The organism is Sulfitobacter sp. W027 (genome assembly GCF_025143985.1).
Classification (GTDB): domain Bacteria; phylum Pseudomonadota; class Alphaproteobacteria; order Rhodobacterales; family Rhodobacteraceae; genus Sulfitobacter.
Genome location: NZ_CP083564.1, coordinates 1,210,425 through 1,232,236 on the forward strand (window position 1 = coordinate 1,210,425; position 21,812 = coordinate 1,232,236).

Consider the following 21,812-nt stretch of genomic DNA (forward strand, 5'->3'; position numbering starts at 1 on the left):
TATGAGCGATATCCGCAAGATCATCATCGACGGTAAAGAAGTCGAAGTCGAAGGGGCGATGACGCTCATTCAGGCCTGCGAGCAGGTCGGCATTGAAGTGCCGCGCTTCTGTTACCACGAGCGTCTGTCGATTGCCGGTAACTGCCGGATGTGTCTTGTGGAAGTCGTCGGCGGGCCGCCCAAGCCCGCCGCCTCCTGCGCCATGCAGGTGCGCGACCTGCGCCCCGGCCCCGAGGGCCAGCCGCCGGTGGTGAAAACCAACTCGCCGATGGTCAAAAAGGCCCGCGAGGGCGTGATGGAGTTCCTGCTCATCAACCACCCGCTCGATTGCCCGATCTGCGATCAGGGCGGTGAGTGTGACCTGCAGGATCAGGCGATGGCCTACGGCGTCGACTTCTCGCGCTACCGCGAGCCCAAGCGGGCCACCGAAGACCTTGATCTTGGCCCGCTGGTTGAGACCCATATGACCCGCTGCATCTCCTGCACCCGCTGCGTGCGCTTCACGACCGAGGTCGCGGGCCAGCATGTCATGGGCCAGACGGGCCGGGGCGAGGATGCGGAGATCACGACCTATCTCGGCTCTCTGATCGACAGCAACTTGTCGGGCAATATCATTGATCTTTGCCCCGTCGGCGCGCTGGTTTCCAAGCCCTACGCCTTCACCGCGCGTCCGTGGGAACTCAGCAAGACCGAGAGCATCGACGTGATGGATGCGCTTGGCTCCAACATCCGAGTGGATACCAAGGGGCGCGAAGTCATGCGCTTCCTGCCGCGCAACCATGACGGCGTGAACGAAGAGTGGATTTCCGACAAGACGCGTTTTGTCTGGGACGGTCTGCGCCGCCAGCGTTTGGACACACCTTATATCCGCGAGAACGGCAAGCTGCGCAAAGCAAGCTGGCACGAAGCGCTGAACGCCGCCGCCACCGCGATGAAGGGCAAGAAACTGGCCGGTCTGGTCGGTGATCTGTCCTCGGTCGAGGCCGCCTTTGCGCTGAAAGAGTTGATTGAAGGGCAGGGCGGTGTCGTCGAATGCCGCACCGATGGCGCGAAGCTGCCTGCGGGCAACCGCTTTGGCTATGTCGGCAACGCGCGGATTGAGGATCTGGACAACGCCAAGATGGTCCAGCTGATTGGCTGCAACCCCGCGGTCGAAGCCCCGGTGTTGAACGCGCGTATCCGTAAGGCTTGGAGCAAAGGCGCTGAGATTGGCCTGATCGGCGAAGCGGCGGACCTGACCTATCCGCATCACCATCTGGGCAATGACCGTGCCACGCTCGACAAGTTGATGGGCAGTGACTTTGACGAAGTGCTGGAGCAGCCTTCGGTGATCGTCGTCGGCCAAGGCGCACTGCGCGAAGCTGATGGCGCTGCGGTTCTGGCGAAAGCTATGGAACTGGCCGAGAAGACCAAAAGCAAGCTGATGATCTTGCACACCGCCGCGTCGCGTGTCGGCGCGATGGACATCGGTGCCACGGCGGAAAACGGCATGGATAATGTGGCCGGGGCCGAGGTGATCTATAACCTCGGTGCGGATGAGGTCGAGATTGGCGCTGGTCCCTTCGTGATTTACCAAGGCAGCCACGGCGACCGTGGTGCCCACCGCGCCGACATCATTCTGCCGGGTGCCGCCTATACGGAAGAGCCTGGGTTGTTCGTAAACACCGAAGGCCGCCCTCAATTGGCGCAGCGCGCAGGTTTCGCTCCGGGGCAAGCCAAGGAAAACTGGGCGATTCTGCGGGCGCTCTCGGCTGAACTGGGCGCGCAGTTGGGCTATGATTCCATCGCGCAGCTGCGCCGCAAGCTGACAAAGGCCGTACCGCATCTGGCGGATGTCGATGTGGTGCCGGAAAACGAATGGAACGCACTGCCCGCAGGCAAATTGGGCGATGCGTCCTTTGCGCCTGCAGTGCGCGACTTCTATCTCTCCAACCCAATCGCGCGGGCCAGCCAGTTGATGGCAGAACTGTCGGCACTGGCCGCCGCGCGTCGGGCTGAACCGATGGCGGCGGAGTGAGAACAATGGCGCTGGCCCCCTTGATGCTGCTGGCCGCCTGCGAACCGCAGGTGCCGGTGGCCGAGGATTTTATCCCCGACTACAAAGGGGTTGAAACCCAGCTTTTGGATGGTGATTTGGTGCAGTTTAACGTGGCCATGACCAAGGCGTTGTCGAACCAAGACGTGTCAGATTACGCCGAATGTGCCGCCGCGCAATATACGCTGATCCGGGGCTATGGTTTTGCACGTCATGTGCGGACAAATGTCACCGAAGAGGGTGGCATATGGCGGGCAGATGCTGTTTACACAATCTCGCCGAGCCTGCCGAAAGGCTTGAAGACAATTGATGCCGAAGTGACTGCGTTTCAATGCGCGGAACGCGGCATTCCGACGGTGTGAGGACTTATGGCTGATTTCTTTTACAACACCGGGCTGGGCATCGCCCTGCTGACGGTTGGGCAGGTTTTGCTGCTGGTTGTACCGCTTTTGCTGGCGCTGGCCTTCCTCATGTATGCCGACCGCAAGATCTGGGCCGCCGTGATGATGCGCCGCGGCCCCAACGTCGTGGGTGTCTTCGGCCTGCTGCAAAGTTTCGCGGACTTCCTCAAGTATATCGTGAAAGAAGTGGTGGTGCCCGCGGGGGCTGACAAAGGGGTCTTCTTCCTTGCGCCGATGATTTCTTTCGTCATGGCGATGATTGCTTGGGCGGTGATCCCCTTTAACGAAGGCTGGATCCTGTCGGACATCAACGTGGCAATCCTCTATGTTTTCGCTGTCTCCTCTTTGGAGGTGTACGGCGTGATCATGGGCGGTTGGGCGTCGAACTCGAAATACCCGTTCCTAGGGAGCCTGCGATCCGCCGCGCAGATGATCTCTTACGAAGTCTCGATCGGTCTGATCATCATCGGCGTGATCCTCTCGACCGGGTCAATGAACTTCTCGTCCATCGTGGCGGCACAGGATGGCGACTGGGGCTTGTTCAACTGGTACTTCCTGCCGCACTTCCCGATGCTGATCCTGTTCTTCATCTCGGCGCTGGCGGAAACCAACCGCCCACCGTTCGACCTGCCGGAAGCAGAATCGGAACTGGTGGCAGGCTATCAGGTGGAATACTCCTCCACGCCCTTCCTGCTCTTCATGATTGGCGAGCTGGTGGCCGTGGTGCTGATGTGCGCGCTTGTGTCGCTGATGTTCTTCGGTGGCTGGCTGTCTCCGGTGCCGTTCCTGCCCGATGGCTTCTTCTGGATGTTCGTCAAGATGCTGATGGTCTTCTTCATGTTCTCCATGGTGAAGGCGATCACGCCACGCTACCGCTATGACCAGCTGATGCGTCTGGGGTGGAAAGTCTTCTTGCCGTTCTCGCTGTTCTGGGTGGTCTTCGTGGCCTTTGCTGCAAAATTCGATTGGTTCTGGGGTATCTATGCCCGTTGGACCGTAGGGGGCTGATATGGCACAGATGGATTACACCCGCGCCGCGAAATACTTCCTGCTGGCTGACTACGCCAAGGCGTTCATGTTGGGGATGCGCTATTTCTTTGCGCCGAAAACCACTATTAACTACCCGCATGAGAAGGGGCCACTGTCGCCCCGTTTTCGTGGTGAGCATGCGTTGCGCCGCTATCCCAATGGCGAAGAACGTTGCATCGCTTGCAAACTGTGTGAAGCGATCTGCCCCGCGCAGGCCATCACAATCGACGCCGAAGCGCGCGAAGACGGCAGCCGCCGCACCACGCGCTATGACATCGACATGACCAAATGCATCTACTGCGGTTTCTGCCAGGAAGCCTGCCCGGTGGATGCCATTGTCGAAGGCCCGAACTTCGAGTTCTCGACCGAGACCCGCGAAGAGCTTTACTACGACAAGGCCAAACTGCTGGACAACGGCGACCGTTGGGAATCAGAAATCGCCCGTAACCTCGAAATGGATGCACCCTACCGATGAGTGATCCAACAAACCCCTTTGATGCGATGATGAAACAGGCGCAGGAAATGGCAAAAGCCTTTCCGGCAATGGATGCCTTTTCGCCCAAAGGGTTTGAGGCGATGATGGGCACTATGCCTAAGGAAATGATGGATTTCTGGTTCGGCGACACGGTCAACAAAGGCGGTCTTGATGCCCGCACGCGGCTGCTGCTGACACTGGCCGGGCTGACCATGCAGGGCGCGCAGAATGATGTGGGCGTCCGCCAGACGGTGCGCCACGCGCTCGAAGCGGGCGCCACGAAACAACATATCGTCGAGACCATCGGCCAGATGTCGGCCTTTGCCGGTATTCCGGCGATGACCCGCGCGCTGGAACTGGCGCAATCGGTGCTGGACGAGAACAAAGACACCAAGAAGGAAGACGGCGCATGACGGTCTTTTCATTTTACCTCTTCGCGATCAGCGTCATCACTGGCGGCCTGTTCACGGTGATCAGCCGCAACCCGGTACATTCGGTGCTCTGGTTGATCCTGTCGTTCCTCTCGGCAGCGGGGCTATTCGTCCTGCTAGGCGCGGAATTCGTGGCGATGCTGCTGGTGATCGTCTACGTCGGAGCGGTGGCGGTACTGTTCCTCTTCGTCGTGATGATGCTCGATGTGGATTTTGCCGAGCTGAAAGCCGAGATGGCGCGCTACATGCCGCTGGCGCTGTTGATCGCACTAGTGATCCTGATGCAGTTCGTCATGGCTTTTGGTGCATGGGAGCAGAGCGAAGCGGCCGAGAGCCTGCGCGCCAATGCGATTGACCCCACCCGGTTCAACACCGAAGCGCTCGGGCTATTGCTCTATGACCGCTATTTCCTGCTGTTCCAGCTGGCGGGTCTGATCCTGCTGGTGGCGATGATCGGCGCGATCGTGCTGACACTGCGTCACCGTAAGGACGTGAAGCGCCAAGACGTGGTGGCGCAGATGATGCGCAACCCGGCCAAGGCGATGGAATTGCGCGATGTGAAGTCGGGGCAGGGCCTGTAATCACCGGAATTTTTTGAAAATTCCGTCGCCGGTTTCTTTGAAAGAAAACGGCTGAACCAAGAGAGAAAAGGGACGTCGTGATGTCGAGAACAACAATCGTGGTACTGGTCGTGGTGTTGATCGTCGTGTTTTTCGGCGGCTACAGCTTTATCGGCTAAAACCCGGCAATCCCGGTGGCAGCCGGGGCAAAGTGATACTAAAAGCCCCACCAAATGGGGCGCGACCAAAGCCCATTAAGGGGCGGGAACGTAAGGGACGACATGATCGGACTTGAGCATTACCTGACGGTAGCGGCAACGCTGTTTGTCATCGGCATCTTCGGGCTATTCCTGAATCGCAAGAACGTGATCATTCTGCTGATGAGCATCGAATTGATGCTGCTCGCGGTGAACATCAACCTCGTCGCCTTCTCCAGTTTCCTTGGTGATCTGACGGGGCAGGTGTTTACGCTTTTCGTACTCACCGTCGCCGCCGCCGAGGCCGCCATTGGCCTCGCCATTCTGGTCTGTTTCTTCCGCAACCGTGGCTCGATCGCGGTGGAAGATGTCAACGTGATGAAGGGCTGAGGCAATGGAAACCACGATCCTATTCGCCCCGCTGGTGGGTGCCATCCTCTGCGGTTTCGGCTGGAAGATTACTGGTGAGAAAGCTGCCCAGTGGATCGCGACTGGCTTGCTGTTCCTCTCGGCCTTCCTGTCCTGGGTCGTCTTCCTGACGCTGGACGGCCCGACCGAGCAAATCCAGATCCTGCGCTTTATCGAAAGCGGCACGCTGAGCACCGATTGGGCGATCCGCATGGACCGTCTGACCGCGATCATGTTGATCGTGATCACCACGGTCTCGAGCCTCGTGCACCTTTATTCCTTCGGCTACATGGCCCATGATGAGAACTTCCGCGATAACGAAAGCTATCGTCCCCGGTTCTTCGCCTATCTGTCCTTCTTTACCTTCGCGATGTTGATGCTGGTGACAGCAGACAACCTCGTGCAGATGTTCTTTGGTTGGGAGGGCGTCGGTGTCGCGTCCTATCTGCTGATTGGTTTCTACTTCCGTAAGCCAAGCGCGAATGCCGCGGCGATGAAGGCCTTTATCGTGAACAGGGTAGGGGACTTTGCATTCCTGCTGGGCATCTTCGGCCTTTATATGCTGACGGATTCGATCCGCTTTGACGACATTTTCGCCGCCGCGCCCGACTTGGCCGAGCAGTCGGTAACATTCCTGTGGAACGACTGGAACGCTGCCAATCTCATTGCCTTCCTGCTGTTCGTGGGCGCGATGGGTAAATCGGCACAACTGTTCCTGCACACATGGCTGCCCGACGCGATGGAAGGCCCGACGCCAGTGTCGGCGCTGATCCACGCCGCGACCATGGTGACAGCGGGTGTCTTCCTTGTCTGCCGCATGTCGCCGGTGATGGAGTTTGCGCCCGAAGCCATGGCCTTTGTCACGGTGATCGGCGCGACGACCGCCTTTGTCGCGGCGACCATCGGCCTTGTGCAAACCGACATCAAACGTGTGATCGCCTATTCGACCATGTCCCAGCTCGGCTATATGTTCGTGGCAGCGGGCGTCGGCATGTATTCGGCGGCGATGTTCCACCTCTTCACCCACGCCTTCTTTAAGGCGATGCTGTTCTTGGGCGCGGGCTCGGTCATCCATGCGATGCACCACGAGCAGGACATGACCAACTACGGCGGTCTGCGCAAAAAGATCCCCTATACCTTTGCTGCCATGATGATCGGCACGCTGGCGATCACCGGGGTCGGCATTCCGCTAACGCATATCGGTTTCGCGGGCTTCCTGTCGAAAGACGCGATCATCGAAAGCGCCTGGGGTGGTGGCTCAATGTATGGCTTCTGGCTGCTGGTGATCGCCGCTGCGATGACAAGCTTCTACAGCTGGCGTCTGATCTTCCTCACATTCTTTGGCGAGCCACGTGGCAACAAACATACGCATGAACACGCGCATGAAAGCCCGATGGTCATGCTGATCCCGCTTGGTGTTTTGGCGCTCGGGTCGGTCTTTGCCGGGATGGTCTGGTATGGCAGCTTCTTTGGTCATGCCGATCAAGTCGGCAAATTCTACGGCATCCCGATGGCTGAAATGGCCGAAGGCGGCGACGCTCATGTCGAAGGGGCCGAGGAGGATCATGGCGCCACGGGTCCGGTCGATGGCGACGAGGGAGCCGAGGCGCTGGTCGAAGGCCATCAAGACGCGGGCGCGCATCACGAAAGCTTTGGCGGTGCGCCGGGCGAGGGGGCGCTGTACTTCGCGCCGGACAACCATGTGCTGGACGATGCCCATGCCGCTCCGACATGGGTCAAGGTTTCGCCCTTCATCGCGATGCTGGCTGGTCTGGTCATGGCGCTGTGGTTCTATATCTGGAGCCCCAGCGTGCCGGGACGGCTGGCGGCCAACCAACGCCCGCTTTACCTGTTCCTGAAAAATAAATGGTACTTTGATGAGGTCTACGACGTGATTTTCGTGCGTCCCGCCAAGACGATCGGCCGGTTCCTGTGGAAGCGCGGCGATGGCACTGTGATCGACGGCACGCTGAACGGCATCGCCATGGGGATCATCCCCTTCTTCACCCGCCTCGCGGGTAAGGCACAGACGGGTTATATCTTCACCTACGCCTTCGCGATGGTGATCGGGATCGCCGTTCTGGTGACATGGATGACGATGAGCGGAGGAGCGAACTGATGGATACGCATCTGCTTTCAATCATCACTTTCGTCCCGGCCTTTGCTGCGTTGATCCTTGCGGTCTTCCTGCGGGGCGACGATGCCGCCGCCGGGCGCAATGCGAAATGGCTGGCCTTCATCACCACGACGGTCACCTTCCTGATCTCGCTTTTTGTGTTGTTCGAGTTCGACCCCGCCAACACCGACTTCCAATTCGTGGATGAGGCCGACTGGCTGTTGGGTCTAAAATACCGCCTCGGCGTTGACGGTATCTCGATCCTTTTCGTGATGCTCACGACCTTCATGATGCCGCTGGTCATCGCGGCAAGCTGGAACGTCGAGCACCGCGTCAAGGAATACATGATCGCCTTCCTGCTCTTGGAGACGCTGATGCTCGGCGTATTCATGGCGCTGGATCTGGTGCTCTTCTACCTCTTCTTCGAAGCGGGTCTGATCCCGATGTTCCTGATCATCGGCATCTGGGGCGGGAAAGAGCGTATCTACGCGAGCTTCAAGTTCTTCCTTTACACCTTCCTCGGCTCGGTGCTGATGCTGGTGGCGATGGTGGCAATGTTTACTGAGGCGGGCACCACCTGCATCGGCGGCTGCGAGATCAGCCTGCTCACTCATAACTTCGGTTCCGAAAGCTTTGAGCTTCTGGGCATCCAAGTCGTCGGCGGCATGCAAACACTGATGTTCCTCGCCTTCTTTGCCAGCTTTGCAGTTAAGATGCCGATGTGGCCGGTCCACACATGGCTGCCCGACGCCCACGTTCAGGCGCCTACAGCCGGTTCCGTCGTGCTTGCGGCGATCTTGCTGAAAATGGGCGGCTACGGCTTCCTGCGGTTCAGCCTGCCGATGTTCCCCGTGGGCGCAGAGGTAATGACGCCGCTGATCTTGTGGATGTCGGCCATCGCCATCGTCTATACCTCGCTGGTGGCGCTGGTGCAGCAGGACATGAAAAAGCTGATCGCCTATTCCTCGGTCGCGCATATGGGTTTCGTGACCATGGGTATCTTTGCTGCCAACCAGCAAGGCATCGATGGTGCGATCTTCCAGATGATTAGCCACGGCTTCATCTCTGGCGCGCTCTTCCTTAGCGTTGGCGTGATCTATGACCGTATGCACACCCGTGAGATCGATGCCTACGGTGGTCTGGTGAACCGGATGCCGGCCTATGCAATGGTCTTCATGTTCTTCACCATGGCGAACGTGGGCCTGCCGGGCACATCTGGGTTCGTGGGTGAATTCCTGACGCTGATGGCCACCTTCCAAGTGAACACTTGGGTGGCGGCTGTGGCGACCACAGGGGTGATCTTTTCGGCGGCCTATGCACTCTGGCTCTATCGCCGCGTGGTGATGGGCGACCTGATCAAGGAAAGCCTTAAAGCGATTACCGATATGACCGCGCGTGAGAAATGGATCATTGCCCCGCTGGTGGCGATGACCCTGATCCTGGGCGTCTACCCGGCACTGGTGCTGGATATGATCGGGCCGTCGGTGGCTGCTCTCGTTGACAATTACGACATGGCGCTGGAGGCGGCTGATACCGCTGTGCAGACCGCCGATGCCTCGCATTAAGAAGGACTTGGCGCATGATTTCCGCTGATCTGAACATCATTCTGCCCGAGATTGTGCTCGCGGGGTTTGCCCTGCTTGGCCTTCTTGGCGCGGTCTATACGTCGAAAGACAAGGCCGCCGGGGTGCTCGTCTGGGTGACCGCGGTGGTGATGGTGCTGCTGGCCGGTTGGGTCGCCATGTCCGGCGACGGCACGACCAATATCGCCTTTTACGGCATGTTCATTGACGACAGTTTCGCGCGCTTTGCCAAGGTGGCGATCCTGCTGTCGGCGGCGGCTGTGTTGGTCATGTCGGAAAGCTACATGAAATTGCGGGGCTTGCTGCGGTTTGAGTATCCCATTCTGGTCTCGCTGGCGGTTGTCGGCATGATGGTGATGGTCAGCGCGGGCGACTTGATGGCGCTGTACATGGGGTTGGAATTGCAATCTCTGGCGCTTTACGTCGTCGCCTCTCTCCGCCGCGACTCAGTCAAATCGACCGAAGCGGGCCTCAAGTATTTCGTCCTGGGCGCACTCAGCTCGGGTCTGCTGCTTTATGGTGCGTCGCTTGTCTATGGCTACGCCGGGACCACGGCCTTTGCCGGGATCATCACCACAGCGCAGACGGGTGAAACCTCGCTTGGGCTCCTCTTTGGTCTGGTTTTCCTGATCTCCGGCCTTGCCTTCAAGGTTTCTGCCGTGCCCTTCCACATGTGGACACCGGACGTATATGAGGGCGCGCCGACCCCGATTGCGGCCTTCTTTGCAACCGCACCAAAAGTAGCCGCCATGGCCCTTTTCGCGCGGGTGATGCATGACGCCTTTGGCCAGATCGTCAGCGATTGGAGCCAGATCGTGGCGCTGCTGTCGGTCCTGTCGATGTTCTTCGGCTCAGTCGCCGCGATTGGTCAGACCAATATCAAACGTCTGATGGCCTTTTCGTCGATTGCCCATATGGGTTACGCTCTGATGGGTCTAGCGGCGGGCACGGCCTTCGGCGTGCAGGCGATGCTGGTCTATATGGCGATCTATGTGACCATGAACCTTGGGACATTCGCCTTCATCCTGCTGATGCAGAAGGACGGCGCGCCGGTGACCGATATCACCACGCTCAATATGTATGCAAAGACCAATCCGGGCCGGGCGCTGGCGATGCTGGTGCTGCTGTTCAGCCTTGCCGGCGTGCCGCCGATGCTGGGCTTCTTCGGCAAGTTCTATGTCCTGCGCGCGGCCTATGACGCCAATATGGCATGGCTCGCCGTGGCCGGTGTGATCGCCAGTGTGATCGGTGCGTACTACTACTTGCGGATCGTCTTTTACATGTACTTTGGCGAAGAGCGTTCTGACACGCTGGATCACCAGAACGGTGGCGTGCTGACCGCGGTGCTGATGGCCTCGGCTGTGATCATGATCGTCGGTATCGCGAATATGTTCGGTGTCGAGGGCATGGCCGCCTCGGCCGCGGCGTCGCTGGTGAACTGAGCGGTGCGGCGCAAGACGGGCCGGACCACCGCATGACTCCTTGGCCGGAAGGCTATGGCCGGCGCGTCTATGACACGCTTGATTCCACCCTCTCAGAGGCGGCGCGGTTACAGCAAGAGCTGACCGCGCCGACTTGGATTCTGGCGTTGGAGCAGACCGCCGCCCGGGGCCGGCGGGGGCGCAGTTGGACCACCCCGCGCGGCAATTTCGCGGCCACTTTGATGATGCCCCGTAAAGAGCCACCGGGCGTTGCCGCGCTGCGGTCCTTCGTGACATCACTGGCGCTCTACCGCGCCTTTGTTGCGGTGACCGGGCGTGAGGATGCTTTTGCGTTGAAATGGCCGAATGACGTGCTGCTGCGCGGTGGCAAGGTGGCAGGGATCCTTCTGGAAAGCGTCGGCGATCATCTGGCGATTGGGATTGGCGTGAACCTTGCCCATGCACCGGAGGCGAGTACGCTGGAGGCACGCGCCTTACCTGCTGTGACGCTGCGCGAGGCGGGGGCCAATGTGGCCGCCGAAGACTTCCTCGATATCCTTGCGCAAGAATATGCCGGTCTGGAACATCAATTCACCACCTATGGTTTCGCCACGATCCGCAGCGCATGGCTCGCCCATGCCGCGCGGTTGGGAGAGGTCATCACCGCCCGCACGATGCGCGATGAGATCACCGGCGTTTTCGAAGATGTAGACAGCGCAGGCAATCTGATCCTGCGCACCCGCGACTGCGCGGTGCCCATCACCGCAGCGGACGTGTTTTTCTAAATTCGGGGGAGGGAGGCACCATGCTTCTGGCAATTGATTGCGGCAACACCAACACGGTTTTCTCGATCTGGGACGGGAAAGAGTTCATCGCCACTTGGCGCACCTCGACCGATTGGAAGCGCACGGCGGATCAATATTACGTTTGGCTTAACACGTTGATTAGGTTGAGAAATATCGAGGCTGATATCACCGATATGATTATCAGCTCCACCGTGCCACGCGTGGTGTTTAACCTGCGCGTTCTGGCCGATCGCTACTTTAACACCCGGCCCTTCGTGGTGGGCAAACCGGGCTGCGACCTGCCGATTGACGTGCGCGTCGATGCGGGCACGCAGGTGGGGCCGGACCGGTTGGTGAACACTGTGGCGGGCTTTGACCTCTATGGCGGTGATCTGATCGTCGTGGACTTTGGCACTGCCACAACCTTTGACGTCGTGGCCGATGATGGGGCCTATATCGGGGGTGTGATTGCACCGGGGGTGAACCTCAGCCTTGAGGCGCTGCATAACGCTGCCGCAGCTCTCCCGCATATCGATATATCAAAGCCGCAGAACGTCATCGGCACGAATACGGTGGCCTGCATGCAGTCCGGTGTCTTTTGGGGTTATGTCGGACTGGTTCGTGAGATATGTGAGCGGATAAGGGCGGAACGTGCGAGACCCATGCGCGTTATTGCCACGGGGGGTCTGGCACCGCTGTTTCAGCAGGCAGTCGACCTGTTCGATGATTATCAAGATGAACTCACGATGCACGGGCTGACCGTGATCCACGATTATAATAAGGACAAAGCTGAATAATATGAGCAGCGAACGATTTATCTATCTGCCCCTCGGTGGGGCGGGTGAAATTGGCATGAACGCCTATGTCTACGGCTACGGCAAACCCGGCAAAGAGCGGCTGATCGTCGTCGACCTTGGTGTCGCTTTTCCGGATATGGACAGCACGCCGGGCGTGGACCTGATCCTGCCTGACATCACATGGCTCAAGAAGCGGCGCGATCAGATCGAAGCGATCTTCATCACCCACGCGCATGAGGACCACATCGGCGCGGTCGCCCATTCCTATGAGGCGCTCAAGGCACCGATCTATGCGCGCGCCTTTACCGCGAACATCGCGCGTCGCAAGATGTCAGAGCATGGCCATCCAGAGGATGCGATCACGACGGTGGGCAAGTGGCCCGAGCAGATCAAAGCCGGCCCCTTCACCGTCGGCTTCCTGCCGATCTCGCATTCGATCCCTGAATCCTCAGCCATGGTCATCGACACGCCCGAGGGGCGCACGATCCACTCGGGCGACTTTAAGATCGACCGCACGCCCGGCGTTGGCGAAGCCTTTGACGACGCCCTTTGGGCCGAGGTCTGCAAGGATGGGGTCAACGCGCTGGTTTGCGACAGTACCAATGTCTTCTCCAGCCACCCCGGCCGTTCGGAAGCCACCGTTGGCCCCGAGATCGAAAAGCTGGTCAGCAGCGCCGAAGGCATGGTCATCGCGACGACCTTTGCCTCGAACGTGGCGCGGGTAAAGACACTGGCAGAGGCCGGCGCACGGGCAGGGCGGTCGATTGTACTGCTGGGCCGGGCGATGAACCGCATGGTCGAAGCCTCAATTCAGACCGGGGTGATGAAAGACTTCCCGCCGGTCATCTCTCCCGAAAACGCCCGCGCGATCCCGCGTGAGAACCTGATGTTGCTGGTTACTGGCAGCCAAGGCGAACGCCGGGCGGCTTCGGCGCAGCTTGCACGGGGCAAATATCAGGGGATCGAGTTGAAAGAGGGCGATCTGTTCCTCTTCTCGTCGAAAACCATTCCGGGCAATGAGCGCGGCGTCATCAGCATTATCAACCAATTCTCTGAAAAGGGCGTTGATGTAGTGGATGATTCCTCGGGCCTCTACCACGTCTCGGGCCACGCCAACCGCCCCGATCTGGAAACGCTGCACGCCATTGTCAAACCGCAGGTTCTGATCCCCATGCACGGCGAGCACCGTCACCTGCGCGAGCACGTGAAGATTGCCGATGCAAAGGGCATCACCGGCGTTCTGGCGGTGAACGGCATGATGATTGACCTGTCAGGCAACAAACCCAAAGTGGTTGAGCATGTCGATACGGGCCGCATGTACCTTGACGGTTCTGTGCAGGTCGGCGCCCTTGATGGGGTGATCCGCGACCGTATTCGCATGGCGTTGAACGGTCATGCGACCGTGACGATGATCCTTGACGCGGATGATGAGCCCTTGGGCGATCCATGGGTCGATCTAATGGGCCTGCCCGAAACAGGCCGGTCCAACGCGCCGCTGGTGGATGTGCTGGAGCAAGACCTCAGCCAATGGCTGAACCGTCAAAAGGCCGCCACCCTGCGGGATGATGACAAGCTGAACGACGGCCTGAAAAAGGTCGCGCGTCAGTCGTCTTATGACGAGATCGGCAAAAAGCCCGAAGTCACCGTGGTGGTCAGCCGTCTGAGCTGACCTCCTCCCCACCGCTGCACATATAGACCGCGCCGCCCACCGCGACCACGCTCACGCCCGTGGCCGCAAGGGCGGCGGGGGTCGAGAGCGCGGTGGCCAGCGTGGTGCCCGTTGTCGCCAGATTGGCGCTCAGGGCAGATGCCCCTCCGGTCAGAATGAATGCCCCAGATTTATGCGCCACCGCGCGTAGGTTTTCTGGTTGGCTGATCGTGTCCACCGCAGAGCGTGCAATACTTTTGCTGATCTCCACGGTCTCTTGCTTGGTCGTGTTTACCCGTTCGCAAAAGGTTTTCTTGCAGTTGCCGCGATAGTTCCGCTCGCCCGGGATTAGAAAATGCCCGTCCTCTGCCGTGGCGGTCAGGCAATAGCCGTTGATCTGGTCCAGCGGCACTGTGGTTGCAAGATAGTCAAACAGCACCCCGCTGTTGCAAGCGGGCGGCGCGCCCCAAAGCTTGCTCCATTTCCGCGCGGGCCAGGTCATCAGCCGCTCACGGGTGCCGACCTCATCCGCGAAATTGGCGAAATTCTCGGCTTCGACGACGACTTCGGCCCCGTTTACCACGGCGCGGCATCGCTCGGCGCTGGCGGGGGTGGCCAGAAGGGCGGTCAGAGTGAGGGCAAGGGTGGCAAGGGCAGGGCGCAGCATGATGGTCCTATCTGAGAGGGTCTAAGTCTCACATAGCACAGACGAAAAAGCCGCCAATCCCGGCTGGGATCGGCGGCGAATTCATGCCAGCGGATGGGCTGGTTCAGATGCGTTCGCGAAAGCTCAGACCGATGAAGTCAGGCGTGTGATCACCCAGACCGACAACGCGGTTGTCATTGCCGCCGCGTTTGTCGTTCCGGCCCCGCCCACGCGGGGTTTTGTCGGTATTGCCGCCACGCTGCGGTTTGCGTTCGTCCTGCAGTGGCGCAGGCTGCGCCTCGGCGGCCGCTTCGGGCTTGGGCGCCTCTGCGGGCGCTTCGGCTTGGGGCTGCTTGTCCTCGGCTGGTTTCTCAGCGGCGACTTTCTCGGCGCGCGGGGCGTCGGACTTGCGGCTGCGCGAGCGGGTGCGCTTGGGCTTGTCATCGGTCTTGGCCGGTGCTTCGGCGGTGGCATCTTCAGCGGCAGGCGCGTCGGCTTGCAGCGGATTCTCCAGCCGTGGGATCTCTTTTTGCACCAGACGCTCAACGTCTTCGAAATTCTTCTCGTCGCGTGGCACGCAGATCATGATTGCTTTGCCGTCCCGGCCGGCACGGCCCGTCCGACCAATCCGGTGCACGTAGTCCTCGGCGTGGCTGGGCACGTCGAAGTTGAACACATGGCTCACACTTGGCACATCAAGGCCGCGGGCGGCCACATCAGAAGCAATAAGGAAGCGCAGCTCGCCGTTGCGGAAGCCGTCCAATGTCTTGGTCCGCTGGCTTTGGTCCAGATCGCCATGGATAGGAGCCGCGTCATAGCCGTACTTTTTCAACGATTTGGCAACGGTATCCACGTCCATCTTGCGGTTACAGAAGATGATCGCATTTGTGCATTTCTCGCCTTCAGCGTCGATCAGCATCCGTAAAAGCTTGCGCTTTTCGGTGGCTTCACGGTCCTTGCGGGAGGCTTTGAACATCACCACGCCTTGGGTGATATTCTCGCTTGTAGTGGCCTGACGGGCCACTTCGATCCGCTCGGGATTGCTGAGGAATGTATTGGTGATCCGCTCAATCTCGGGCGCCATGGTGGCGGAGAAGAATAGCGTTTGGCGTGTAAAAGGTGTAAGACCAAAGATGCGCTCGATGTCCGGGATAAAGCCCATGTCGAGCATCCGATCAGCTTCGTCGACGACCATGACTTTGACGTCAGACAGGATCAGCTTGCCACGCTCGAAATGGTCCAGCAGGCGGCCCGGCGTGGCGATCAGCACGTCGACGCCTTTGTCGATTAGCTTGTCTTGCTCCTTGAAGCTCACGCCGCCGATCAGCAGCGCTTTGGTCAGCTTAAGGTGCTTGGAATAGGTATCGAAGTTTTCAGCAACCTGCGCTGCCAATTCCCGCGTGGGGCAGAGCACGAGGCTCCGAGGCATCCGGGCGCGGGCGCGGCCACGGGCAAGCAGCGAGAGCATCGGCAGGGTGAAGCTGGCGGTCTTGCCGGTGCCGGTTTGGGCGATGCCCAGAACGTCGCGGCCTTCGAGAGCGGGGGGGATGGCGCCCGCTTGAATAGGTGTGGGCGATTCGTAGCCAGCCTCTACAACAGCTTTGAGGACCTTGGCGTTCAGGTTTAGATCGGTAAATTTTGTCATGTGCGTCCGGGTTGAGCGGACACTGACTTGGCCCGCGGCAGCAATACAAGCCGGCCCGAATGGCCCAAGGGGCGGCAGGTGCCGCGGCATGTTCCAAAAGCGCATAGCAAGTTGTGGCTCAGCCGTCAAACACTTGGCAGGTCAGCCAGTTGCCTTAGGGGAAATGGCGCGGCAGCTTTGCATCAAGTGCGAGATCAACGCGGCGCAGCAGCCCTTGAGCCTCTAGCGCCGCGCGCAAGACCGGGGTGTCGGCGCAGACCTCATCAAAGAAGGCGCGCAACCCCGGCTCGCCGCCTTCGGTTTCAATCATGGCAAAGAGTTCATGCATCGACAGCCCACCCCGATCACGGGGCCGGTTGGGGGCCAGATCGGCGCGGTAAGAGCCTTTCTCCAAACGGTAGCGATAGGCGGTCAGCCACTCCGGCCAACTTTTGGCGTGCAGATGCGCCAGATCAATGCCGGGCTGCTGCTCTGGCCCGTCGATTATCGCATCGTCTTGAAATACGTTGTGGATCTGGACTCGAATGCCAACCATACCGGTCCGCGCAAAGACCTTTCCGGCGAGATGGCTGAGAAAACCGCCTTTGATATAATTGCCATAGGTCGGATAGAGCTCGGACACGATCTGCGCGCGTTTCGGGCCGTTCGGGATGAAGGCCTTGAAGGCCGTAGCATCCCCCGACAGCGCCTCCATCGGGCGGATGCGGGCAATTTTTTGTTCCATTGGCAGTTCGGCCAACACCTTGCCCACGGGGCGATCCGCGACCAAAAATTCATCTACATCCATGTGGATCAGCCAATCCACGTCATCCGCGCGGTGATAGGCATGGGTGGCATTATGGCTCTGGCGCACCTGATGTTTCTGCGGGCGTTTACCGCAGAGCTTTTGCCAATAGGCATCATCGCAGGTGATCACGCGTACTTTTGGATGGGCCTTGAGGGATGTAAATGCGTCGGGGTTTTCAGCGTCAAGATAAAGGTAGAGCCGATGCGCACCCGCTTCGAGGTGGTAGGCGGCAAAGCGTCGTATCTCATCTGCGGGGGCCAAGATCGTGGCGACAAGGCCCCATTTTGTCGTCGTCGTCATTGCATCTCCCCGGCTGAGATCAGCATGTCATGATCGACCGCGAAATCAAGGCTTTCTGCCTGTGCCGAGGGGCTGCGTCAGACCATCATTTCCTTAGTCGCGGTCAGCTTTACATCCGGGTAATCGCGCTCAACCCGGTCGATATCCCATTGCAGTCGGGTCAGGTAAACGATGTCGCCATCGTGGTCATGGGCGATGTGCTGTTTGTTGGCTTCGGTAAATTTATCAACGGCTTGCTTGACGCCGTTCACCCAGCGGGCCGAAGTGAATTGCGACGGCTCAAACCGCACCGGCAGCCCGTATTCCAGCTCAATCCGGCTGGCGAGCACTTCGAACTGCAACTGCCCGACCACGCCGACGACAAAGCCCGAGCCGATGGAGGGTTTAAAGACCTTCGCGGCACCTTCTTCGGCAAATTGCATCAGCGCCTTTTCGAGATGCTTGGCTTTCAGCGGATCGCCCGCACGGACGCTTTGCAGCAGTTCCGGCGCAAAGGAGGGGATGCCGCTGACGCGCAGGGCTTCGCCTTGGGTCAGTGTGTCGCCGATGCGCAATTGCCCGTGGTTGGGGATGCCGATGATGTCACCCGCCCAGGCCTCTTCAGCCAATTCGCGGTCGGAGGCAAGGAACATGACAGGGTTGGAAATTGTCATCGGTTTTTTGGTGCGCACATGGGTCATTTTCATGCCCCGCTCGAAATGCCCCGAGGCGAGGCGGACAAAGGCCACACGGTCGCGGTGCTTTGGGTCCATGTTCGCCTGCACCTTGAAGACAAAGCCAGAAACCTTTGTTTCTTCTGGCAAAATCTGGCGCGGGGTGGCGGCTTGGATCTGTGGTTCCGGCCCGTATTTGGCGATGCCCTCCATTAACTCGCGCACGCCGAAGGAGTTGATGGCAGAGCCGAACCAGATCGGCGTCAGCGTCCCTTCGTGCATCGCTTTGAGGTCCAGAGGCGGCAGCAACTCACGCGCCATTTCCAAATCTTCGCGCAGCTTTTCCAGCAGGGCGGCGGGGACGTGCTGTTCAAGTTTGGGATCGTCCAGCCCTTCGATCTTGATGCTGTCGGCCACACGGTTCCGGTCGGCGCGGTCCATCAGTTCCAGACGGTCGCGCAGCATGTCATAACAACCGACGAAATCGCGGCCCACGCCGATGGGCCAGCTTGCCGGTGTCACGTCGATCGCGAGGTTCTCTTGAATTTCGTCAATGATTTCAAAAGTGTCGCGGCTCTCGCGGTCCATCTTGTTACAGAAGGTCAGGATCGGCAGATCGCGCATCCGGCAGACTTCAAAGAGTTTCTGCGTCTGGCTTTCCACACCCTTGGCCCCGTCGATTACCATCACGGCGGCATCCACCGCTGTCAGCGTGCGGTAGGTGTCTTCGGAAAAGTCCGAGTGGCCGGGCGTGTCGACGAGGTTAAAGCGGTAGTTAGTGTCGCCACTGTGAAAATCGAATGACATGGCCGAGGCCGAGACCGAGATCCCCCGGTCCTTCTCCATCGCCATGAAGTCCGAGCGCGTGCGCCGCGCTTCGCCCTTGGCGCGCACTTGGCCAGCCATCTGAATGGCCCCGCCGAACAGCAGGAACTTTTCAGTCAGCGTGGTCTTGCCCGCGTCAGGGTGGCTGATGATCGCAAAGGTGCGACGGCGCGCGATCTCGACGGGCAGGGCGGGGCGGTTTTGCGGCGTATCCAACATCCGCCCCATATAGGCTGCGCCGCGACCGGGCGCAATCTGGGCATTGCTGCGAATCGACCGTAGGCCTAGCATGAGAACATAAGTGGTACATGGAGGGATTTGCGATGGAACTGAAAGAGATTGCTCAAGAGTTGGTTGACGGCTGCCGTGCCGGTGCCGCCAAGGTGCGCGAGAATCTAGATAAATTATATGCCGAAGATGCCGTTTCGGTAGAGGCCGCGGATATGGGCGGGCAGGGGCGCGAGACGCATGGGATTAAGGCGATCCACGGCAAACACGACTGGTGGGAAAACGCGATGGAGGAACACGCAACCGAAGTCTCAGGCCCGTTCTATTTCGGCGATGAGCAGTTCAGCGCGGTCTTCAAGGTCGACGCCACCGACAAGCAGAGCGGCGACCGCTTTCAGATGGAAGAGATCGGCGTTTACCACGTGAAGAACGGCAAGATCGTCCGGGAAGAGTTTCACTACGCCGTTGAGGCCCCCTAACGGGTTGAGGCTTTTCTCAGCAGCGCCGCCGCATCGGGGCGGTTGAGCAGCGCCTCGGCCAGATCAAGCCCGGCATGGGGCAGATCGGAATGGCCGGGGATCACCTCGCCCAAGGCCGCGGCCATTTCCGGCGGTAGGACAGAGCGGGTTCGGCTGTCGACCAACATGGATTCGGCAGCAATCCCCTCGGCATAGATGATCTGGTGTCCGTCAAAGAGCAGTTGGAAGTAGTCGACAAAGCCGCCGTCCTGCACCGTCACGCTGTCACCATTGACCAGATGCCGCGCTTTCACGAGCAGTTCCGACCGGCCCGCGCCCATCTCATCACTGCGTTGATAGATGAAAAGCCGGTGGTCGGGGCTAACGATTAGGTCATGTTCGTTGTTCAGCGTGCCTGCGCGGATGCAGATCGGAGCGAAATCGCCCACCGCGCGCAGGGTGCTCTGGCCGATCCAGCGTAGGGTCTGAACGCCATCGTCGCGGGTCAGGATACGGTCGCCGATACGGAGGTCTTCGATGCGGCGTAGCTCGCCGGTGCTGAGCGAGATATGGGTGCCGCGTGTGAAGGACACGCAGGCCAGTTGGCCGAATTTCTGCTGCGCGGTTTGGCTATCAATCCCAACAATGCGGTAGCCCGTTAGCGGGGTCAGCGGCCCCAGTGGCAAGAGGTAAACCTCAGCGGCGTGCCCTTGGCCATCGACCTCGACCAGCAGCAGTGCCTCTTGGGTCTGGCCGTCGGGCGACATCAGTGTGAGCAGGCTGTCGAGATGCAGGTCTGCACCGGGGCTGCCCACGCCGGTATCCTCGGCCAGCTGCAATTGATCCCCCGGCAGGGTCAGCAGAGACAGGCGCAAAGGCTCCGCCGCGCGGTCCAGCTCATAGACATCATCCAGCACCAATTCAGCGGCAAAACTCAGCGTATCGCCCATATTCGCCCCGTCGCTCGCGCGGAGTTGTTCGGCGCGGTAGACGGCAATGCTCTGGGCGGGGGCGGTGCGGGTGCGGGACATGACAGGCCTTTGGTTCAGGGGCTTTCGCCAGCGGGATAAGGTAGAATTGTGGCCCGCATGGGTCAAGGCTCGGGTGATTTGCTGGCATTGGCCGCAGGCCGTGGTAGGCATATGCAAATGCACAGGAGGAATCGCATAATGGATTTGGGAATCAAGGGTAAGAAGGCGCTTGTCTGCGCCTCGTCAAAAGGGCTTGGCCTTGGCTGCGCCGAAGCGCTTGCGGCGGCAGGGGTCAGCCTAGTGATGAACGCACGCGGCGCCGAGGCGCTTGAGGCGTCGGCAGAACGTATCCGTCAGGATTATGGCGTCGAGGTCGTCACCGTGGCGGCGGATGTGGCCACTGAAGAGGGGCAGGCGCTGGTCATCAAAGCCGCTGAGGGCTGTGACATCCTCGTCAACAACGCGGGCGGGCCCCCTCCGGGGATGTGGCATGACTGGGACCGCGAAGATTTCATCAAGGCGCTCGACGCGAATATGTTGGCCCCCATCGCGCTGATCAAAGCGCTGGTGCCGGGCATGATGGACCGTGGCTGGGGCCGGGTGGTCAACATCACCAGCCAATCCGTGCGCGCGCCGATTGGCGTGCTGGGTCTCAGTAATTCCGCCCGGACCGGGCTTACCGGCTATGTCGCGGGCACTTCGCGTCAGGTGGCGGGCAAAGGGGTCACGATCAACAACCTTTTGCCGGGCATTCACGCGACCGACCGCGCGGATTCGCTGGATGCGGGTGTGGTCAAGGCCAAGGGCATCACACTGGATGAGGCCCGCGCCGAGCGGCAGGCTGGCATTCCCGCAGGCCGCTATGGCACGCGCGAAGAGTTCGGCGCGGCTTGTGCGTTCCTCTGTTCGCAGCACGCGGGCTTTATCGTGGGCCAGAACCTGCTGCTGGACGGCGGCGGCACCAACATCACGATGTAAGCAGAGAAGGGGGCCGAAATGGGAATGAAAACCGCAGCGCTGCTGGTCGGCCTCTTCGCCACCTCGGCTAGCGCCCAAGACCTGCTGCCGCGCTATGAGGCGGCGCAGGTCGCGCTGGATGGGCGGATGCTGAGCGTGATGGGAAGTGATCCTACCAAGGCCCGTTGGAGCCCCGAGCGGCGCGGTAAATCTGCCTGTGCGCTGGCCGAACTTGAACGTCTGCGCGGCCGCCCCGTGGCCGAGGCCTATGTGCGCGAGGTTGAATATGCCATTGGTGAAGCCCACCGGCTGACCCTTGCGGCGGACTTTGGCGGATTGGCGGCGCGGATCCATCGCAATGCGGGGATTCGCTTTCAGCGTGATCTGGTGCCAATCACCCGCAAATGCGGGATCGGGCTTTAGCGAGGATTGATCCGGCGGCATGGCGGAGGCAGG

Annotated in this window: 21 protein-coding genes; 16 read left to right on the forward strand and 5 right to left on the reverse strand. The window is 60.0% G+C overall.

Annotated elements, in window-relative coordinates; translation table 11 throughout:
* The first annotated feature begins 1 nt into the window (after window position 1).
* The 13 genes from nuoG to K3759_RS06020 all read left to right on the forward strand — a co-directional run bounded on the left by nuoG (window position 2) and on the right by K3759_RS06020 (window position 13,907).
* On the forward strand, window positions 2–2,017 hold the full coding sequence (gene nuoG / locus K3759_RS05960; RefSeq protein ID WP_259984913.1) for an NADH-quinone oxidoreductase subunit NuoG: 2,016 nt from the start codon (window positions 2–4) through the stop codon (window positions 2,015–2,017).
* 5 nt (window positions 2,018–2,022) lie between these two features.
* The gene (locus K3759_RS05965; RefSeq protein WP_243267150.1) at window positions 2,023–2,397 is read left to right on the forward strand and encodes a hypothetical protein; all 375 of its coding nucleotides are present in this window, start codon (window positions 2,023–2,025) and stop codon (window positions 2,395–2,397) included.
* A 6-nt stretch (window positions 2,398–2,403) separates the two neighbouring features.
* On the forward strand, window positions 2,404–3,444 hold the full coding sequence (nuoH, locus tag K3759_RS05970; protein ID WP_259984916.1) for an NADH-quinone oxidoreductase subunit NuoH: 1,041 nt from the start codon (window positions 2,404–2,406) through the stop codon (window positions 3,442–3,444).
* Between the two features lies 1 nt (window position 3,445).
* Complete coding sequence (gene nuoI, locus K3759_RS05975; RefSeq protein WP_007119504.1) at window positions 3,446–3,940, forward strand: NADH-quinone oxidoreductase subunit NuoI; 495 nt, start codon at window positions 3,446–3,448, stop codon at window positions 3,938–3,940.
* The gene (locus K3759_RS05980; RefSeq protein WP_259984919.1) at window positions 3,937–4,353 is read left to right on the forward strand and encodes a carboxymuconolactone decarboxylase family protein; all 417 of its coding nucleotides are present in this window, start codon (window positions 3,937–3,939) and stop codon (window positions 4,351–4,353) included. The genes nuoI and K3759_RS05980 overlap by 4 nt, the downstream gene beginning before the upstream one ends.
* A complete protein-coding gene (locus tag K3759_RS05985; RefSeq protein WP_259984921.1) occupies window positions 4,350–4,952 on the forward strand; it encodes an NADH-quinone oxidoreductase subunit J in 603 nt (200 codons plus the stop codon). Before K3759_RS05980 ends, K3759_RS05985 begins: the two co-directional genes overlap by 4 nt.
* Window positions 4,953–5,212: 260 nt before the next feature.
* Window positions 5,213–5,518 (forward strand): NADH-quinone oxidoreductase subunit NuoK, encoded by a 306-nt coding sequence (gene nuoK, locus K3759_RS05990; protein ID WP_007119508.1) that lies wholly within the window; start codon window positions 5,213–5,215, stop codon window positions 5,516–5,518.
* Between the two features lie 4 nt (window positions 5,519–5,522).
* A complete protein-coding gene (nuoL, locus tag K3759_RS05995; protein ID WP_259984923.1) occupies window positions 5,523–7,655 on the forward strand; it encodes an NADH-quinone oxidoreductase subunit L in 2,133 nt (710 codons plus the stop codon).
* Window positions 7,655–9,217, forward strand: a complete 1,563-nt coding sequence (locus K3759_RS06000) for an NADH-quinone oxidoreductase subunit M (protein WP_259984924.1) — start codon at window positions 7,655–7,657, stop codon at window positions 9,215–9,217. The genes nuoL and K3759_RS06000 overlap by 1 nt, the downstream gene beginning before the upstream one ends.
* Window positions 9,218–9,231: 14 nt before the next feature.
* Complete coding sequence (nuoN, locus tag K3759_RS06005; protein WP_259984926.1) at window positions 9,232–10,677, forward strand: NADH-quinone oxidoreductase subunit NuoN; 1,446 nt, start codon at window positions 9,232–9,234, stop codon at window positions 10,675–10,677.
* Window positions 10,678–10,709: 32 nt separating this feature from the next.
* Window positions 10,710–11,441, forward strand: a complete 732-nt coding sequence (locus K3759_RS06010; protein WP_259984928.1) for a biotin--[acetyl-CoA-carboxylase] ligase — start codon at window positions 10,710–10,712, stop codon at window positions 11,439–11,441.
* 20 nt (window positions 11,442–11,461) lie between these two features.
* On the forward strand, window positions 11,462–12,238 hold the full coding sequence (locus K3759_RS06015) for a type III pantothenate kinase (protein WP_243262761.1): 777 nt from the start codon (window positions 11,462–11,464) through the stop codon (window positions 12,236–12,238).
* 1 nt (window position 12,239) lies between these two features.
* On the forward strand, window positions 12,240–13,907 hold the full coding sequence (locus K3759_RS06020; RefSeq protein ID WP_243262762.1) for a ribonuclease J: 1,668 nt from the start codon (window positions 12,240–12,242) through the stop codon (window positions 13,905–13,907).
* Here K3759_RS06020 and K3759_RS06025 read toward each other — a convergent pair.
* The 4 genes from K3759_RS06025 to K3759_RS06040 form a co-directional block, all read right to left on the reverse strand.
* The gene (locus K3759_RS06025; protein ID WP_259984933.1) at window positions 13,891–14,553 is read right to left on the reverse strand and encodes a hypothetical protein; all 663 of its coding nucleotides are present in this window, start codon (window positions 14,551–14,553) and stop codon (window positions 13,891–13,893) included. The two genes, K3759_RS06020 and K3759_RS06025, sit on opposite strands and share 17 nt — an antisense overlap.
* Before the next feature lie 103 nt (window positions 14,554–14,656).
* Window positions 14,657–16,177 carry a DEAD/DEAH box helicase gene (locus tag K3759_RS06030; RefSeq protein WP_259984935.1) on the reverse strand — a complete coding sequence of 507 codons (1,521 nt, stop codon included), beginning with the start codon at window positions 16,175–16,177 and terminating at the stop codon, window positions 14,657–14,659.
* 154 nt (window positions 16,178–16,331) lie between these two features.
* Window positions 16,332–17,264, reverse strand: a complete 933-nt coding sequence (locus K3759_RS06035; protein WP_259984937.1) for a glycosyltransferase family 2 protein — start codon at window positions 17,262–17,264, stop codon at window positions 16,332–16,334.
* Window positions 17,265–17,341: 77 nt separating this feature from the next.
* Window positions 17,342–18,961, reverse strand: a complete 1,620-nt coding sequence (locus tag K3759_RS06040) for a peptide chain release factor 3 (protein ID WP_259985574.1) — start codon at window positions 18,959–18,961, stop codon at window positions 17,342–17,344.
* A gap of 104 nt (window positions 18,962–19,065) precedes the next feature.
* On the opposite strand from K3759_RS06040, the gene K3759_RS06045 reads away from it, so the two are divergent.
* The gene (locus K3759_RS06045) at window positions 19,066–19,449 is read left to right on the forward strand and encodes a nuclear transport factor 2 family protein (RefSeq protein ID WP_259984939.1); all 384 of its coding nucleotides are present in this window, start codon (window positions 19,066–19,068) and stop codon (window positions 19,447–19,449) included.
* On the opposite strand, the gene K3759_RS06050 is transcribed toward K3759_RS06045, so the two are convergent.
* Window positions 19,446–20,459, reverse strand: coding sequence for a Hint domain-containing protein (locus K3759_RS06050; protein WP_259984941.1), 1,014 nt, complete (start codon window positions 20,457–20,459; stop codon window positions 19,446–19,448). The genes K3759_RS06045 and K3759_RS06050 overlap by 4 nt on opposite strands.
* Before the next feature lie 138 nt (window positions 20,460–20,597).
* Between K3759_RS06050 and K3759_RS06055 the strand changes: the two genes are divergently transcribed.
* Together K3759_RS06055 and K3759_RS06060 are read left to right on the forward strand one after the other, a co-directional pair.
* Window positions 20,598–21,377, forward strand: a complete 780-nt coding sequence (locus tag K3759_RS06055) for an SDR family oxidoreductase (protein WP_259984944.1) — start codon at window positions 20,598–20,600, stop codon at window positions 21,375–21,377.
* Between the two features lie 18 nt (window positions 21,378–21,395).
* Window positions 21,396–21,779 (forward strand): hypothetical protein, encoded by a 384-nt coding sequence (locus K3759_RS06060; RefSeq protein WP_259984946.1) that lies wholly within the window; start codon window positions 21,396–21,398, stop codon window positions 21,777–21,779.
* Window positions 21,780–21,812 lie beyond the last annotated feature (33 nt).

Excerpts from the sequence above, each read along its gene's own strand:
- K3759_RS06050 (WP_259984941.1), bottom strand. The coding sequence starts at position 20,459 with ATGTCCCGCACCCGCACCGCCCCCGCCCAGAGCATTGCCGTCTACCGC.
- K3759_RS05965 (WP_243267150.1), top strand. The coding sequence starts at position 2,023 with ATGGCGCTGGCCCCCTTGATGCTGCTGGCCGCCTGCGAACCGCAGGTG.
- K3759_RS06030 (WP_259984935.1), bottom strand. The coding sequence starts at position 16,177 with ATGACAAAATTTACCGATCTAAACCTGAACGCCAAGGTCCTCAAAGCT.
- K3759_RS06015 (WP_243262761.1), top strand. The coding sequence starts at position 11,462 with ATGCTTCTGGCAATTGATTGCGGCAACACCAACACGGTTTTCTCGATC.
- nuoG (WP_259984913.1), top strand. The coding sequence starts at position 2 with ATGAGCGATATCCGCAAGATCATCATCGACGGTAAAGAAGTCGAAGTC.
- nuoK (WP_007119508.1), top strand. The coding sequence starts at position 5,213 with ATGATCGGACTTGAGCATTACCTGACGGTAGCGGCAACGCTGTTTGTC.
- K3759_RS05985 (WP_259984921.1), top strand. The coding sequence starts at position 4,350 with ATGACGGTCTTTTCATTTTACCTCTTCGCGATCAGCGTCATCACTGGC.
- K3759_RS05980 (WP_259984919.1), top strand. The coding sequence starts at position 3,937 with ATGAGTGATCCAACAAACCCCTTTGATGCGATGATGAAACAGGCGCAG.
- K3759_RS06055 (WP_259984944.1), top strand. The coding sequence starts at position 20,598 with ATGGATTTGGGAATCAAGGGTAAGAAGGCGCTTGTCTGCGCCTCGTCA.
- K3759_RS06035 (WP_259984937.1), bottom strand. The coding sequence starts at position 17,264 with ATGACGACGACGACAAAATGGGGCCTTGTCGCCACGATCTTGGCCCCC.
- nuoI (WP_007119504.1), top strand. The coding sequence starts at position 3,446 with ATGGCACAGATGGATTACACCCGCGCCGCGAAATACTTCCTGCTGGCT.
- K3759_RS06025 (WP_259984933.1), bottom strand. The coding sequence starts at position 14,553 with ATGCTGCGCCCTGCCCTTGCCACCCTTGCCCTCACTCTGACCGCCCTT.
- nuoN (WP_259984926.1), top strand. The coding sequence starts at position 9,232 with ATGATTTCCGCTGATCTGAACATCATTCTGCCCGAGATTGTGCTCGCG.
- K3759_RS06045 (WP_259984939.1), top strand. The coding sequence starts at position 19,066 with ATGGAACTGAAAGAGATTGCTCAAGAGTTGGTTGACGGCTGCCGTGCC.
- K3759_RS06000 (WP_259984924.1), top strand. The coding sequence starts at position 7,655 with ATGGATACGCATCTGCTTTCAATCATCACTTTCGTCCCGGCCTTTGCT.
- K3759_RS06060 (WP_259984946.1), top strand. The coding sequence starts at position 21,396 with ATGGGAATGAAAACCGCAGCGCTGCTGGTCGGCCTCTTCGCCACCTCG.
- K3759_RS06040 (WP_259985574.1), bottom strand. The coding sequence starts at position 18,961 with ATGTTGGATACGCCGCAAAACCGCCCCGCCCTGCCCGTCGAGATCGCG.
- nuoH (WP_259984916.1), top strand. The coding sequence starts at position 2,404 with ATGGCTGATTTCTTTTACAACACCGGGCTGGGCATCGCCCTGCTGACG.
- nuoL (WP_259984923.1), top strand. The coding sequence starts at position 5,523 with ATGGAAACCACGATCCTATTCGCCCCGCTGGTGGGTGCCATCCTCTGC.
- K3759_RS06010 (WP_259984928.1), top strand. The coding sequence starts at position 10,710 with ATGACTCCTTGGCCGGAAGGCTATGGCCGGCGCGTCTATGACACGCTT.
- K3759_RS06020 (WP_243262762.1), top strand. The coding sequence starts at position 12,240 with ATGAGCAGCGAACGATTTATCTATCTGCCCCTCGGTGGGGCGGGTGAA.